The organism is Salinibacterium sp. SWN1162, from assembly GCF_015864675.1.
Lineage (GTDB): Bacteria > Actinomycetota > Actinomycetes > Actinomycetales > Microbacteriaceae > Rhodoglobus.
Map to the genome: position 1 here is coordinate 1219879 of NZ_JADYWT010000001.1, position 14783 is coordinate 1234661.

Here is a 14783-nt window from a genome sequence, read left to right on the forward strand (position 1 = left end):
TCGCCCTTCAATCTTCGGAGAATCATGTTGACCACCACAAACCCCGCGTCCGGGGTCACGAATGACACTGACATCGCTCTGACGACAGCAGCGGAGACCGCCGAGCGGGCAGCATCCGCCGCGGCTGCGTTCGAGCAATTGCGGGGGAGTAGCCGCGAATGGCGAGCCGGATTGCTGGAGGCGCTGGCCGACGGGCTCGAGGCGAAGCGCGCCGAGCTCGTGGCCACAGCCAACGACGAAACCGGTCTCGGTGAGGGCCGGCTCACCGGCGAACTTAGTCGTTCGCAATTTCAGTTTCGACTCTTTGCTGAAGCTCTTCGCGAAGGAAGCTACCTCGAAGCCACGATTGATCATGCGGGCGAGACCCCGCTCGGGCTCGCGCCAGAGCTGCGCCGCATGCTGCTGCCGATCGGGCCAGTTGCGGTCTTTGGGTCGAGCAATTTTCCGTTCGCGTTCTCGGTCGTGGGGGGCGACACCGCCTCAGCTCTCGCGGCGGGAAACAGCGTCGTGATCAAGGCGCATAGTTCGCATCCGCTCACGTCGCGGTTGTCTTTCAGCGCCCTGGCTGACGCGGCGGCGGCCTATGGCGCCCCCGCGGGCATCCTCGGCATCGTCTACGGCACCGAGTCGGGGCGAGTACTGGTGGCCGATCCGCACATTGCGGCCGTCGGTTTCACGGGATCGCTCGGCGCCGGCGAAGCACTGCTGGGCATCATCAGCACGCGCTCGAACCCGATTCCGTTCTATGGCGAGCTCAGCAGTCTGAACCCGTTGATCGTGACGGCGGCCGCGGCCAGCGAGCGCACGGCGCCGATCGGCGAAGGCCTCTTCGGATCGTTCACGCTCGGCGCCGGTCAGTTCTGCACAAAACCCGGTGTGGCCTTCGTGCCGCGCGGTGCGAGCGGTGACGCCATCCTCGGCGATCTTCGGGCGCGCACCGAGGCGGCTGGCGGCATGGTGCTGCTCAATTCGCGCATCTCGGCGTCGCTCGGCGACATCGTCGGGCGCATCACGACTGAGGGCGGTGCGAGTGTACTCGCGGTCGGTTCGCAGGCGGGCCCCGGCATCCTCGCGGCACCGACGCTGCTCGAGATCGACGCCGCTGACTTCACGGAAGCGACCGCCGAAGAAGCCTTCGGGCCGGTGCTGGTCGTCGCTCGATACGAGTCACTGCAGGAGATCTTTCATGCAGTCGATGCCATGCCCGGTTCGCTCACCGCCACGATTCATCACGGCGATAACGAACCGGATGTTGTACAGGAGCTCGCCGAAAAGCTCGCGCCGACGGTAGGCCGCCTCGTCTTCAACGGCTTTCCCACCGGAGTGCGGGTGTCGTGGGCGCAGCATCACGGGGGAAATTGGCCGTCGACGAACTCCCAGCACACCTCGGTGGGCGTGAGCGCCCTCCGTCGCTTCCTGCGGCCCATCGCGTTTCAGGATGCTCCCGAGGCCGTGCTGCCCGAAGAGTTGCGGGAGAGCTTCAGCGAGATTCCCCGTCGGATTGACGGAGTTCTTCTTCTCGCCTCCCGTACCCTGACCAGCGAAAACGTGATCGTGTAACCTCGACTCCTTGGTATACCAAGAGCTAGCAATCCCGATTTTTAGCACCTGAATTTCAGCGCTCAACCAGAAAGAGGCACCATGAACATCACCCTCACCGGCCGCAAAGCCCTCGTCACCGGCGCAGGCCAAGGAATCGGCGCGGCCATCGCGCTCGGCCTGGCTCAGGCCGGCGCCGACGTTGCTGTGCACTATGCCAGCAGTAAGGATGCCGCTGAAGCACTCGTAGAACAGATCGTGGCGCTCGGTCGCACTTCTGTTGCGGTGCAGGGCGAATTGACTGATTCCGCGCAGGCCACCGCGGTAGTGGATGCCGCAGCAGCCGCTCTCGGCGGGCTCGACATCGTCGTGAACAACGCCGGCAACCTCGTCGGCCGACACACCATCGCCGAGATGACGGACGATCACTGGCACAAGGTCATCGACGTGAACGTCACGAGCGGCTTCTCTGTCGTTCGCGCGGCCATTCCGTACGTTTCTGAGTCGCCTGCCGGTCGCATCGTGATGATGTCATCGCTTGCCTCAGAAAACGGTGGCGGTGCGGGCGCGGTTGCTTACGCCACGGCGAAGGCGGCGGTCGTGGGATTCACCCGTGGTCTCTCGAAGGAACTCGCCTCAGCGAACGTCACGGTCAACGCGCTCGCTCCCGGCTTTATCGGAGATACCCCGTTCCACAACACTTTCACTCCCAGCAGTGCGCAGCCCGGCATCATCGCTGGCATTCCTCTGGGCCGAGCAGGCACCGTTGAAGACGTGGCCGGAGCAACAGTGTTCCTCGCTTCTGAACTCTCGTCGTACATCACCGGTCAGGTGCTCGATATCAATGGCGGTTTGAACTTCCGCTAACCGCGGTGGGCAGGCTGGCGGCCACCAGCGTGGCTGCCAGCTTCGCTGGCACTTACGCGCCCGGCTTGCCCCGCAACTCCAGCGCCATCTGCGTGGCGTCGAGATTGTCGAGCGCATTCTCAAGAAGATCGGCGTCGAAGATGCCATCGTCACGCGCATCGAGAAGCGCGGTGCGCTGAGCAACCAGGACAGCGATGCGGTGGGCCTTGTCTGCCTCGAAGCGCTCGCCCCGCGACTCGAGATCGTCCGTCTCCTCAGCGGTGTCATCGCCGTTCAGTAGCTCATTGCTCGCGGGCGGCGATACGGCATCCGCGCTTTCCTCCAGTAGCGCGAATAGCCGGGTACGTTCCGCGACCGTACGCTCGCGCTCTGCTGCCTGATCGGTGGCGGGGGAGATGCGGCGCACGAGAGCACCGATCGTGCCGCCCTGCACCGTGAGCGAGAGCGCAGCAACAGCAAAGGCGATGAGTACGAGGGTGGAGCGCAACGGGGTATCCGAGGGGAGCGACTGGGCGGCCGCGACCGTAATCGCGCCGCGCATTCCCGCCCACACCACGGTCGTTCCTTCGCGCCAGCCGAGGGGCTCCCGTGCAAAGTAGTCGAGGTCGGCAAGCGAGCGGGTGACGAGAGAGGTGACCCGGCGAACATAGCGCGGCGACTTCGTGGGGCTCAGTCCGCTCGGATGCTCCGGAGCCTGCAAAATGTCGTTCGGTGACCCCAGCCGCTCCTGAATGGTTTCCATGCGCGGTCGGATTCGGAGGTGACGGCGAGAGCGCCGCGCGAGATACCACAGCAAGACAGCGACGAAGAGGGCCCGCACGACAACCGTAATCACGAGCGCTCCGACGGCGATCAGCACCGCCGTTCTGATACCGGCATCGTCGTTCTCGACATCGGTGAGGATGCTTGAAATCTGCAACCCCATCATCAAGAAGATGGCGCCCTCAAGCACCAACTCGATCATGCGCCAGTTTTGAGCATCCGACAGCCGGTTTTGAGGCGACAGCACCCGAGCCGCTCGGATGCCGGTCACGAGCCCGGCGACCACTGCAGCGACCAACCCCGAAGCTCCCAAGAGCTCGGCTGGAACCGCCGCCACGAACGGCACCGTAAACGACATGACCGTGTTGACCGTCGGATCGGTGACGCGCTTGCGAATCACCAGATTGAGCCAGCCGATGAAGCCACCGATCAGCAGCGCGACCACGACCGAGTAGGAGAACGCGACCGCAAAGTTGCCGAAGCTGAACGTGGCAGCCGTCGCGACGATCGCTCCGCGGAGCAGGGTGAGGGCGGTCGCATCGTTGAGCAGACTCTCGCCATCGAGCATTGCAATCACGCGTTTCGACACCGGAGTCTGTTTGATGATCGACACTGCTACGGCATCCGTCGGGCTGATTACAGCGCCCAGGGCGAGGCCCCACGCGAAGCCGAGCCCCGGAAGCACGAGCATGAAGAAGAAGCCCAGAATGACGGCGGTGCCGATGACGAGAATGACCGAAAGCCCGCTGATTGCGCCAAACTCGCGGCGAAAGTTCATCGTGGGCAGCGAGACCGCCGCCGAGTAGAGCAACGGAGGAAGGATGCCCTGAAGAATCAGCTCCGGATCGATTTGGATGTCGCTGAACGCCGGAACCACCAAGCTCGCCACAACACCAATGGCCACCAGCACGAGCGGCGAGGCCACTCCCAAACGTGGACCGAGCAGGGTGGCGGTTGCGATCACCACAAGCGTGGCCACCATTACGATCAGCAGTTCAGTCATGCGCCAAGCTTCTCAGGAAAAGCTATCGCGTCGCTGACAACGCGACGCTGACCTAGCGACGCCGGCTAAGAAACCAGCGGGATAACCGCGACCTTGCCCTTAGTGCCAGCAACGACGAGTACATGAGGCGCCGCAACACCGTCGAGCGCTGCGACGACAGCCGCGACATCCGGCTCTCTCGTCACAGGCTCGGCCCGCTGCAGTACTGTCACGCGCGCACCGGTGGCCGCCCGCACGGCCTCGACGAGCTCGACGTTGCTGCCCGACGACACGAGAGTTACCCGGCCAATGCGGTGCACCGGTTCAACGTCGACATCGGTTGCTCGATCCTTGCGCCAGATCGTGAAGTGGTACGCCGCCACGAGCCCGGTTGCCGTGAGGAGCCCCAGCGCCTGTCGTGATCGCTCAATGAAACTCTCACCGCTGCCGCCGTCGAGGAGGAACGAGAACAGCTGGAAGCCGATCACGAGCAGCGTGATGAGCGCTACAAGGGCGCTCAAGCCGAAAATGATGACAAGAAAAACGCGGCGACCCGGAGTCGCTACCCGCTCGGGTTGCGACGCCTCTCGCGGGCGCCACGTCAGCCACCAGAGAACTCCGCCTACCACCAGGGCGCTGAGGCCGGCGAGCAGCAGGCTGCGGATGTTGCCGCCCAACAGCGGTTCGCTCGCGGTGGCGAGCAGAGCATTGACCGTCACGCCGAAGCCGGATGCCGCGAAGGCCAGCGAGACAGCCGCTGTCGACAGAGCCGTAGCGGCCCGCACGCCGGCGGAGCGCTCGGCGACGATGCGCGAGTGATAAACGAATACGAGCGCGCCCATCGCGATCCCCGCGATCGAAGCCCCCAGCGGGTCGAGAAGAGTGGTGAGCGGCTGCTGTAGCCCCGTCGCGAGTTCAAGGAGGATGGACAGCAGGATGATGAGGCCGAGCGCGAAGACCGCGAGCGACGCGATTCCCGTGATGAACACGAGAAGCACGGTGCTGAAGCCGAAAGTCTGGTCTCGAACGCCCACGCGCAGCCAGTGCCAACGCCACAAGATCACGCCGCCGATCGCCCATACGAGCGATTGCGCGATGAGTTGCCACAGGGGATCGCTGACGACGACCGATCGCGAGCCTGCATCGGTGGCAGCGTCAATGAGCTGGGCCAGCGCAGAGGCGAGCCCTCCGGCACCGTAGGTCAGCCCGATGAGGGAGGCGAGAGCGGGTGCTGCGCCCTGCAGTCGCGTCGGGCCTTTGGCGGGGTGCCGCCACATCCAGTAATGCCAGCCCCACACGAACGCCCAGACGATGCCGACCGCGAGCCCCATCGGGTTCCAGCCGTAACGGATTGTGTCCGCGATCCACGAGAGCAGCGCGATGGAGAAAACGAGCAGCGCCACCGTCGACATGATCACGAGATAAACAGGCCAGAGAACGGATGCGCGGTCTCGTGCCATTGTGCCGTCACGCCAGATCAGCCACCACAGCAACGCCGCAAGAGGGCCAGCGACGAGGGCGGAGGCGAGCGAGGTCGCAAGCCCGTAGTTGTCGAAGCTCACCTCGACCCGGTTGAGCGTGAAGAGGCGATCGAGCAGTCCGCTGAGACCGCTGGCGGCGATGATCACCGTCGCTGCCAAGAGGGCGTAGGTGATGAATCGGCGCACGGTGTGCACGCCGCCGAGGGCAGGTGTTGCCGGCAGGGAGGACGCTGTCGAGGTCATCCGCGGAATCCTTGGTTGTAGCAGAACGTGAGTTGCCAGGGGGTGGTTTCTATCTTCCAATCGCCACGGTCTTTGACGAGGGTGAAGGCGTCGTCGTAGCTATAGCTAGACCCCCCAAAGCCGCCACTGCCCTCGTCGAGGGAGACTCTAACCACGGCTGAAGCCCCGTTGATTGTTGTCTCGATCACCGTCATCCGCAGACCTTGGAGGGCGCTGGGCTCGGCGAACTCGCACTCGTCAAGGACGTCCGCGGAAATGAAGCCGCGCGCGGTGTCTAAGTCGTTGGCGACCATCGCGAGGGAATACGACTGCACGACGCCCTCGGGGGTGGCGGGATCGATATCGGTGGGGCCGCCGCGGGTGAACACCACGACGATGGCAATCACGACGATGGCGGCAACCACGGAGAGGATCGCCACCAAGGTTCGATCGGGTCGAGCAGCGCGCTGAGTCATGGGCTAAGCATCTCTCACAACTGTCGACAAATCTATTCATCCCACCCACCAATTTCGGGGCACTTAATGCAGCGAAGCCCGCAACTCTTTCGTCCGTGGTGCGAGGAGAGTGCTGCGGGCTTACTGAGTCGGCGTGACGATCGAGACGACCGGCACACCAGCGGCTAAGGCTGGCTGCGAATAATCGAGATCGGGCCGGAGTGGTCCGTCACGTTCGTAAGTTCGTGGGATTCGGCATCCGACGGCTGAGCGTCGACAGCGTCTTCGTCTCCGAGCACATTGAGCGTTTCGGTTGGTTCGGCGCGGTCGATGGTCGTAGCTAGCGGAACTTCCTTGATGAACATCAAGAGCACCGCCGAGACGAGCACGAGCGGCACCATGTAGAGAAACACGGGAGCCAACGAGTCGTTGTAGGCGCCGACGATAACCTCACGAACAGCATCGGGGAGATCGCGAACCGCGGCAGGCGTCAACGAGTTAGTGTCTCCGGTTGCGCCCGCAGCGGCGGCCGGAAGGCGAGTGTCGAGCAACTCGGTGAGGCGGGCGACAAAGAGGCTACCGACCACCGCGGTACCAATCGAGGCACCGATCTGGCGGAAGTAGTTATTCGACGACGTCGCTGTTCCCACTTGAGCGTTCGGGAAGGTGTTCTGAACGATCAGCACGAGCATCTGCATGCTCATGCCGAGTCCAAGTCCCATCACCGCGAGGTAGCTGCAGAGAATCCAAATCGGCAGCTCGGGGGTCATCGTCGAGAGCAGCGCCAAACCAGTTGCGATCACGAACGAGCCGGTCAGTGGAAGCCACTTGTAGCGTCCCGTGCGGCTCACGAGCTGGCCGGCAACGATCGAGGTAACGAGCATCGCGCCCATCATCGGGATCATCAAGAACCCGGCCTGCGTCGCGTTCACGCCCGTCACCATCTGCAGGTACGTCGGCATGTAGGCGAGAGCGCCGAACATCGCGATACCCGTGATGAGACCGGATGCCGTGGTGAGCACGAAGTTGCGTTCCTTGAACATGTGCAGCGGCATGATCGGCTCAGCAGCGGCGCGTTCGACCATGACGAACGAGAAGGCGGAAACGATAGCCAGAGCGATGAGGCCGATGATGATGAGCGAATCCCAGTCGTACTGAGTGCCGCCCCAGGTGGTGACGAGAACGATCGCGGTCGAGGCGATGGCGAGCAGAATCATGCCCGCGACATCAATGGTGGGCTTACCACGCGTGTTCTTCGGCAGCTTGAGCAGCATCACGGCGGCGAAGATGGCGAGCGCACCCAACGGAAGGTTCATCCAGAACGCCCAGCGCCATCCGATGGACTCTGTGAACCAGCCACCGAGCAGCGGACCGGCCACGCTCGCGAGAGCGAAGACACCACCAATGGCACCCATGTAGCGACCGCGTTCCCGAGCGGGAACGACGTCGGCGATGATCGCTTGCGACAGGATCATGAGGCCACCGCCACCGAGGCCCTGAACGGCGCGGCCAACGATGAGCCACGTCATGTCGGGGGCGAGGCCGCCGACAATTGAGCCCGCCATGAAGATGGAGATGGCGCCGATGAAGAGACCCTTGCGGCCGATGAGGTCGCCGAGCTTGCCGTACACAGGCATCATGATGGTCGCGGCCAGGATGTAGGCGGTCGTGACCCACAGCATGTGGTTCACGCCGTCGAGTTCACCCACGATGGTGGGCAGGGCGGTGCTGAAGATGGTCTGATCGAGCGCCGAGAGCAGCATCGTGACCATGAGGCCCGCAAACAACAGCAGAATGCTGCGCTTCGTCGCCGGGTCGCTCGAGGTGGTGGTGCCGCCGGTCACAGCGACAGGTGGTTCATTCGTGGTTGTCATTGAAGTGTGTTCAGGGTTTCTCGTGTGAGGCCGATCGCGCGCAGGTACATGGAGTCGATGTCGGCGGTTGCGCCGGCAGCGATCCATTCCTTGACGGCGATTCGAACGGAGGCGACGCAAGTAGCTACAGCGATCTCGGCGACGTGTTCGGGGTCGCGGGGGAGCGTAGTTTCTCGCTTGGTGAGGAATAGGACGACAGCGGCAGCCATCGTGCTGTTCAGTTGGGTGAATTGGTGAATCTGTCGGCTCAACAGCCGCGGGTGTTCTTGAACGAGCGCCATCCGCTGCGACTTGAGCTGAGTACGGGCGGCCACAGGGCCAAAAATCTGGAACATGGTGGAGACGATGGCATCAACCAGGTCATCGGTTGCTGCATTCACAACTCCGGCATCAATTGCGCGCTCTACTTCGCCCATGTCTTGGATGCCGAGAATCGCGTCTTCTTTGCTGTCGAAATAGTTGAAGAAGGTGCGCGGGGAGATTCCGGCGCGGTCGCTGATCATGTCGACCGTGGCGCCGTCGAGCCCCTCCGCGCTCACAATGTCGACCGCAGCGGTTTCGATACGCAGTCGCGTTTCTATTCGTTTGCGGTCGCGAAGACCGAGGGCAGGAGTTTCAGGCACTCAGTAATAATTGCAGGGACTGCAAAAATGCACAACTGCAAAAAGCTGTGAGGATGCTTTGAGAGTCAGAGCGTGACCCTAAGCCTGTGGTGCAGCGGATGCGGGGCTGTACGACATACTGAAGTGTGGAGTCGATCAAACCCCTGCGTCTTGTTGTCGCGATCAATCCCACAGCATCGTTTGGCCGTGGCAAAAACGTCGGACCTCGTGCTGTTGAAGCGTTGCGCGCCCTGGGCCACGAGGTTACAGCCCTTGAGCAACCGAACTTTGCGCTGTTACTCAAGCGTGGGCGCAAGGCTGTTGCCAAGAAACCGGATGCTCTGCTCGTCGTGGGTGGTGACGGCATGGTCAATCTGGGCACCAACCTGGTCGCAAAAACAAAGGTGCCGCTGGGGATCATTCCCTCGGGCACCGGTAACGACATGGCTCGCGGCCTTGGCATCCCGTACTCCGACACGGATGCCGCACTCGCGAGCATTGTGCGCGGCCTGGCTCGACCGCCGCGGGCTATCGATGCCGGTAGCGTGACCTACGTCGATGAAGCGACCGGCGCATCCGCTACACGCTGGTTCGCGTGCGTATTGTCGGCCGGTTTCGACGCGATCGTCAACGAACGGGCCAATCTCATGTCGTGGCCTCGAGGCGCCAGCCGTTACACCGTCGCTCTCGTCATCGAGTTGTTGCGGTTGCGCCCCATCAAGTACACGCTCACTCTCGACGGCACCGTGATCGAGACGACCGGCGCCCTCGTCAGCGTCGGCAACAACGTGTCGCTGGGTGGCGGTATGAAAGTGACACCTGACGCGCTCCTGGATGACGGCCTCGCCGATGTGCTCGTCGTCGAGGCTCTCTCGCGCTTGGCTTTCTTGCGCGTGTTCCCGCGCGTCTTCAGCGGAACCCATCTGAGCGATCCGCGCGTCACCGTGTACCGGGCGAAGAAGATCCGGATCGAGTCAGCGGGTATCACCGCCTATGCAGATGGCGAGCGCTTTGCTGCGTTGCCCATCGATATCAAAATGGTGGCGGGAGTGCTGAACATTCTCGATCAACGACCGTAGCCGCTGGCCTCTCATCGATGCCATAACTCCTGGTCTAGCGGGGTCGATGGCGCGCGAAAAGCCAGCTGCAGACAGTTGAGGCGACCGAAAGTGCCAGAAGTGGAAAAAGTAGCCCTCAAGGTGTGGCATACTTTTCTAGTTGTTGTGAGGCCCCATCGTACAGAGGCCTAGTACGCCGCCCTCTCACGGCGGTAACGCGGGTTCGAATCCCGCTGGGGTCACAGGAGCACAATCCCGGTCACGTTCGTAAGAACCTGACCGGGATTTTTTCGTTTAACTCGTAACACGGTGTAGCGCAGCGAAAAAAGGCGACACAAACTCCGTATCGTGCCGAATCGGGCACAGGATGTAGACCACCCATTCAGAAATCGGGGTCTACAACTCAAGGAGTATTGCCATGTCTGACACCACCATTACCCGTCCTGCAATCGCGAACCGGTGGGCTGGAATTGCCCGCCCCACTTCGCCGGAAGGGTGGCTTGAGCGCGCTCGCGAAGTCGCCGACATCCTTGCCGCTGATGCTGTCGAACGGGATGTCTCGAACCAGCCGCCCCACGCCGAAGTCGCGCTTCTCAAAGACTCGGGGCTCGTCACGCTGCTGGGCCCTAGCGAGCATGGCGGTGGCGGCCAGTCGTGGGAAACCACCTATAAGGTGATCCGCACCATTGCTCGCGGCGATGGTTCCATCGGGCAGTTGCTCGGGTACCACTACCTCTGGGCATGGGCTGCACGCCTTGTCGCCACGGAGGAGCAGATCGTCGCCGTAGAGAAGCATTACACGGAGAACAACTACCTGTTCGGCGGGGCAGTCAACCCCCGCGACTCAGATCTACTCGTTACTGATGAGGGCGACGAGATCGTGTTCACGGGCAAGAAGTCATTCTCGACCGGCGGCGTCGTATCTGATCTCACGGTGCTCGAGGGCATCCTCGACGGCACCGATACCCACGTCTTTGCGATCGTGCCCACGGCTCAGCCGGCGATCGTGTTCAACGGCGACTGGGACAACCTCGGTCAACGACTCACCGAATCGGGCTCCGTGCAGATCAATGGAGTGCGCACCGGATGGTCATCAGCGCTCGGCTTCGTCAACAAAGAGTTCCAGCCGCTCACCTACGGCACGCTCAACGTGCCCGCGATCCAGCTGGTCTTCGCCAACTTCTATCTCGGTATCGCGCAGGGAGCGATCGAAGCCGCGTCGTCGTACACGCGCACCAAGAGTCGTGCCTGGCCGTACGGAGGCGACAATAAGGCCCATGCCAGCCAGGAGTGGTACATCCTCGAAGGGTATGGCGAGTTGCAATCAAAGCTGTGGGCGGATGAGGCCCTGCTCGACGCGGTCGGCAGCGAAATCAGTGCCGTGCTTCACGCGCCGCGCACCGAGCTCACCGAACGCCGTCGAGGCGAGATCGCCGTGCGCATCGCAGCGGGAAAGCTACGGATCAGCGACGACGGCTTGGAAGTCGCAACGAAGGTGTTCGAGCTGACCGGCGCACGAGCATCCGCCAATTCGGTCGGCCTGGATATCTATTGGCGCAATCTTCGAACCCACAGCCTGCACGACCCTGCGCCGTACAAGAAGCGCGAAGTCGGTCAGTACGTGCTTCTCAACGAAGTGCCCGAGCCCAGCTGGTACACCTAGCCGACCGTGCAGTGCGTGCGTGCTGTGCGTGCGTGCCTAGCCCTTGACTGCGGCGTCAACAGCCTCCGGCAGATTCTCAAGACGACTTGTCTCGATGTACTCGTCGTTCACAAAGAATGTGGGAGTGCTGGTGACGCCCAGCTCAACGCCGGCATCGAAGTCGGCCTCGACGCGTTCTTGAGTGGCGGGGTCGGCAACGGCATCATCGTAGGCCGCCATGTCGAGACCGATGTCTTCAGCCAGCGCGCGGAAGGCATCTGTTTGCGGGGGAGTGCCGCCCGCCCAGTCGGCCTGAGTCTCGAAGAGTCGCTGGTACATGGCCTCGAACTCGCCCTGCTGGGCTGCAGCCTCGGCGGCGACCGCGGCATCCATTGAGTTGAGGTGGCTGGGCAAGGGGAAGTAGCGAACGACGTAGTTGATGTCCCCGTCGTACACTTCGCGCATTGCTTCGACGTACGGGTAGAACTGGCCGCACGCGCCACATTCGAAGTCGAGGAACTCGACGATCGTTACGGCCTCCGGGCCGACGTTGTCGACGTAGTTCGAGTCGCTGGCCACGGTGGAGGCGAGCTGCTGAGAGCCCGAGCTGCTAGTGCTGCTGGCGGTGTCGGAATCCGCGTTCTTGGCCGTGACATACACGAAGACGAAAGCGGCGACGAGCGCAAGAATTCCCAACGCGGCAAAAGTGGGCAGGAGGGCTTTCTTCACACGAGACTCCGAACAGGCTGGGGTTGGTGGCGATCGCTCAGTAGCGCGCGCGAATCAAGGCTAGGCGAAAGCCGCGCTGCCCGCAGGCCATTGAGGATAACTACCAGCTCCGCAAGTTCGTGTACGAGCACGACTCCAGCCAATCCGAGAACGCCGGTGAGCGCGAGCGGAAAGAGACCCACGATAATCAGGAGCGACAGCACGATGTTTCCCGTCATGATGCGACGCCCGCGCCGCGCATGAAGCAACGCCACCGGGATAAGGCGCAGGTCGCTGCCAGTGAAGGCGACATCCGCCGACTCGACTGCCGCGGCAGAGCCGGTGGCGCCCATCGCGATGCCCACATCGGCCGTCGCGAGCGCGGGAGCGTCGTTGATGCCATCGCCGATCATCGCTGTGGGGGAGTCGGCGCTCAACGCCGAGATCGCGCTGGCTTTGTCGGCGGGCAAGAGCTCGGCGCGAACATCACTGATGCCCGCTTCGTGCGCGATCGTGGCCGCCGTGCGCGCGTTGTCGCCTGTGAGCATGAGGGTTTGGATGCCCGCGCTCGCCAACTGCGCGACAGCCTCTGTTGCCTCGGGGCGCAGTTCGTCACGGATGCCGAGCAGGCCGATCACGATGCCAGCGCGTTCGACCGCCATCACGGTCATGCCCTCGTCGGCTAGGCGCACCGCGGCAGGCTCAAGCTCGCCAGCATCCATCCAGCGGGTACTGCCCGCGCGCACAGCAGCGCCGTTGAGCGTGCCGGATATGCCGCGGCCGGCATCTTCGCGGACTTCCCGCGCTTCGGAGTGAACGGAGCGCGCAGGTCGTTCGGCGAGCGCGGCCTGAGCAAGTGGGTGAGTGCTGTGCGTTTCGAGCGCGGCAGCGATTTCGAGAACCTCATCGCGGGTCACGTTCGCCACGGTCTCTACGGTGACGACGGTGGGACGATTTTGGGTGAGCGTGCCGGTCTTGTCGAAAGCGACGGTGCGGATGCTACCCATCCGTTCAAAGGCGGCGCCCGATTTCACGATGATCCCGAGCTTGCTTGCCGACCCGATCGCCGAGATGACTGTCACGGGCACCGCGATCGCGAGAGCACACGGAGACGCGGCGACGAGCACGACGAGCGCGCGTTCGGTCCACAGCTCGGGGGCGCCGACCAAGAATCCAAAGCCCACAATGGCCGCAGCCACGCCGAGGACGATCGGCACGAGCGGGCGTGCGATGCAGTCCGCCAGTCGAGCTCGATTACCCTTCTGCGCGTTGGCTTGTTCGACAAGCCTCACGATGGTGGTGAGCGAATTGTCAGTGCCGTTTGCCGTCGCGCGAATGCGCAGGGCGCCTTCGCCGTTGATCGATCCGGCGAACACCGCGTCGCCGGTCTCCACCGTCGCTGGCATCGATTCGCCCGTGATCGCGGAGGTGTCGACACTGCCGCGGCCACTCGCGACTACGCCATCCGTGGCCACGCGCTCGCCCGCTCGCACGACAAGAATGTCGCCGACCACGATGTCGCCCGCCGGCAGGGTGAGTGGTTCTCCGTCGCGCTCGATCAGAGCGACGTTGGGGATGAGGGAGAGCAGGGCACGCAGGCCATGGCGGGCACGATCCATCGCGCGATCTTCGAGCGCCTCGGCGATGGAAAACAGGAACGCAAGGGCGGCAGCTTCACCAACATGGCCCAGGAGCACGGCCCCAATCGCGGCAATGCTCATGAGTAGGCCGACCCCGAGAGAGCCGCGCAGCAACCGGCGTACTGTGCCGGGCACAAACGTTGCCGCGCCGGCGATCAGGCTCAGGCTCTGGAGAACGGTCACGAACCAATCTGCGCCGCCCATCCAGCCCGCGATGAGGGACGCCGCCAGCAAAATGCCTGAAGTTGCGGGGAGACGCAGCCCGCGGTCTTTCCACCACGAAGAGAGGTCGTCGTGCGCAGCGCCGGTGCCACCTGTCACCGCCGTCGCGGCGCCGGCGGTGTCGGTCGCGGCCGGAGTGGGGGAGTCACTAGCGCGGGACTTCGGCGGAGCATCCGCTCCACAGCATTCTTCGCTCACGCGGTCACCTCGGCAGCTGTGTTCGGGGTGCAGCAGAACGGGTCATTGCAACTGTCACCGGCGCACGGCGTGCCATCGTCGACCGCGAGCACGACGTTCAGAAGGTCGTTGAGCGCGTGGGCAAGGTGGGGGTCAGAAATGTCATAGCGGGTCGAGCGGCCTTCGGGTGTCGCGACGACGAGGCCGCAGCCGCGCAGACAGGTGAGGTGGTTGGAAACATTGCTGCGCGTGAGCTCCAGATCGTGTGCCAGTTGCACGGGGTACCCCGGCTTCTCGAGCAGTGAAAGAAGAATGCGAGCACGAGTGGGGTCAGTCATAGCGCGACCCAAACGGTTCATTACATCGACGCGAGAAGCAATAGTCAGCATGGGCTGACTATACAGCGGCTGCTGACCTAAAGCGTGCTCGCGAAGCTGTGAATTTCTCGGCGGCGTTCAGCACAGCGTCGGCTATCATTGTGCACGCGAAGGGGAGTATCCCACCTCGCTGTACTCGTCAATACGAACCACTCAGTAGTGGTTCCGGGGCAGC

At 63.2% G+C, this 14783-nt stretch carries 12 protein-coding genes and 1 tRNA gene; 5 read left to right on the forward strand and 8 right to left on the reverse strand.

Features of this window, described 5'->3' with window-relative positions; translation table 11 throughout:
- Positions 1–24 precede the first annotated feature (24 nt).
- On the forward strand, positions 25–1560 hold the full coding sequence (locus I6E58_RS05720) for an aldehyde dehydrogenase (NADP(+)) (protein WP_197131318.1): 1536 nt from the start codon (positions 25–27) through the stop codon (positions 1558–1560).
- 81 nt (positions 1561–1641) lie between these two features.
- Positions 1642–2406: an SDR family NAD(P)-dependent oxidoreductase gene (locus I6E58_RS05725; RefSeq protein ID WP_197131320.1), complete on the forward strand. Its 765-nt coding sequence runs from the start codon at positions 1642–1644 to the stop codon at positions 2404–2406.
- Between the two features lie 52 nt (positions 2407–2458).
- On the opposite strand, the gene I6E58_RS05730 is transcribed toward I6E58_RS05725, so the two are convergent.
- The 5 genes from I6E58_RS05730 to I6E58_RS05750 form a co-directional block, all read right to left on the reverse strand.
- Entirely contained in the window at positions 2459–4171 is a 1713-nt protein-coding gene (locus tag I6E58_RS05730; RefSeq protein WP_197131322.1) for a sodium:proton antiporter, read from the reverse strand.
- A 65-nt stretch (positions 4172–4236) separates the two neighbouring features.
- Entirely contained in the window at positions 4237–5874 is a 1638-nt protein-coding gene (locus tag I6E58_RS05735) for a DUF5671 domain-containing protein (protein ID WP_197131324.1), read from the reverse strand.
- Entirely contained in the window at positions 5871–6329 is a 459-nt protein-coding gene (locus tag I6E58_RS05740; RefSeq protein ID WP_197131325.1) for a hypothetical protein, read from the reverse strand. The genes I6E58_RS05735 and I6E58_RS05740 overlap by 4 nt, the downstream gene beginning before the upstream one ends.
- A 164-nt stretch (positions 6330–6493) precedes the next feature.
- A complete protein-coding gene (locus I6E58_RS05745) occupies positions 6494–8182 on the reverse strand; it encodes an MDR family MFS transporter (protein WP_197131326.1) in 1689 nt (562 codons plus the stop codon).
- Positions 8179–8805: a TetR/AcrR family transcriptional regulator gene (locus tag I6E58_RS05750; protein WP_197131327.1), complete on the reverse strand. Its 627-nt coding sequence runs from the start codon at positions 8803–8805 to the stop codon at positions 8179–8181. Before I6E58_RS05750 ends, I6E58_RS05745 begins: the two co-directional genes overlap by 4 nt.
- Positions 8806–8930: 125 nt before the next feature.
- Here I6E58_RS05750 and I6E58_RS05755 point away from each other — a divergent pair, with 125 nt between their 5' ends.
- The 3 genes from I6E58_RS05755 (at position 8931) to I6E58_RS05765 (ending at position 11505) form a co-directional block, all read left to right on the forward strand.
- Complete coding sequence (locus tag I6E58_RS05755) at positions 8931–9863, forward strand: diacylglycerol kinase family protein (protein ID WP_129071870.1); 933 nt, start codon at positions 8931–8933, stop codon at positions 9861–9863.
- A gap of 148 nt (positions 9864–10011) precedes the next feature.
- A tRNA-Glu gene (locus I6E58_RS05760) sits at positions 10012–10084 on the forward strand.
- A 176-nt stretch (positions 10085–10260) separates the two neighbouring features.
- Positions 10261–11505: an acyl-CoA dehydrogenase family protein gene (locus I6E58_RS05765; protein WP_197131328.1), complete on the forward strand. Its 1245-nt coding sequence runs from the start codon at positions 10261–10263 to the stop codon at positions 11503–11505.
- A gap of 36 nt (positions 11506–11541) precedes the next feature.
- Here the strand turns inward: I6E58_RS05765 and I6E58_RS05770 are convergent, their stop codons facing one another.
- From I6E58_RS05770 to I6E58_RS05780, 3 genes are read right to left on the reverse strand one after another with little or no spacing between them, the layout of a single operon-like run.
- A complete protein-coding gene (locus I6E58_RS05770; protein WP_197131330.1) occupies positions 11542–12213 on the reverse strand; it encodes a thioredoxin domain-containing protein in 672 nt (223 codons plus the stop codon).
- On the reverse strand, positions 12210–14252 hold the full coding sequence (locus I6E58_RS05775) for a heavy metal translocating P-type ATPase (protein WP_374189183.1): 2043 nt from the start codon (positions 14250–14252) through the stop codon (positions 12210–12212). The genes I6E58_RS05770 and I6E58_RS05775 overlap by 4 nt, the downstream gene beginning before the upstream one ends.
- On the reverse strand, positions 14249–14620 hold the full coding sequence (locus tag I6E58_RS05780) for a helix-turn-helix transcriptional regulator (protein ID WP_197131331.1): 372 nt from the start codon (positions 14618–14620) through the stop codon (positions 14249–14251). The genes I6E58_RS05775 and I6E58_RS05780 overlap by 4 nt, the downstream gene beginning before the upstream one ends.
- Positions 14621–14783: the final 163 nt, after the last annotated feature.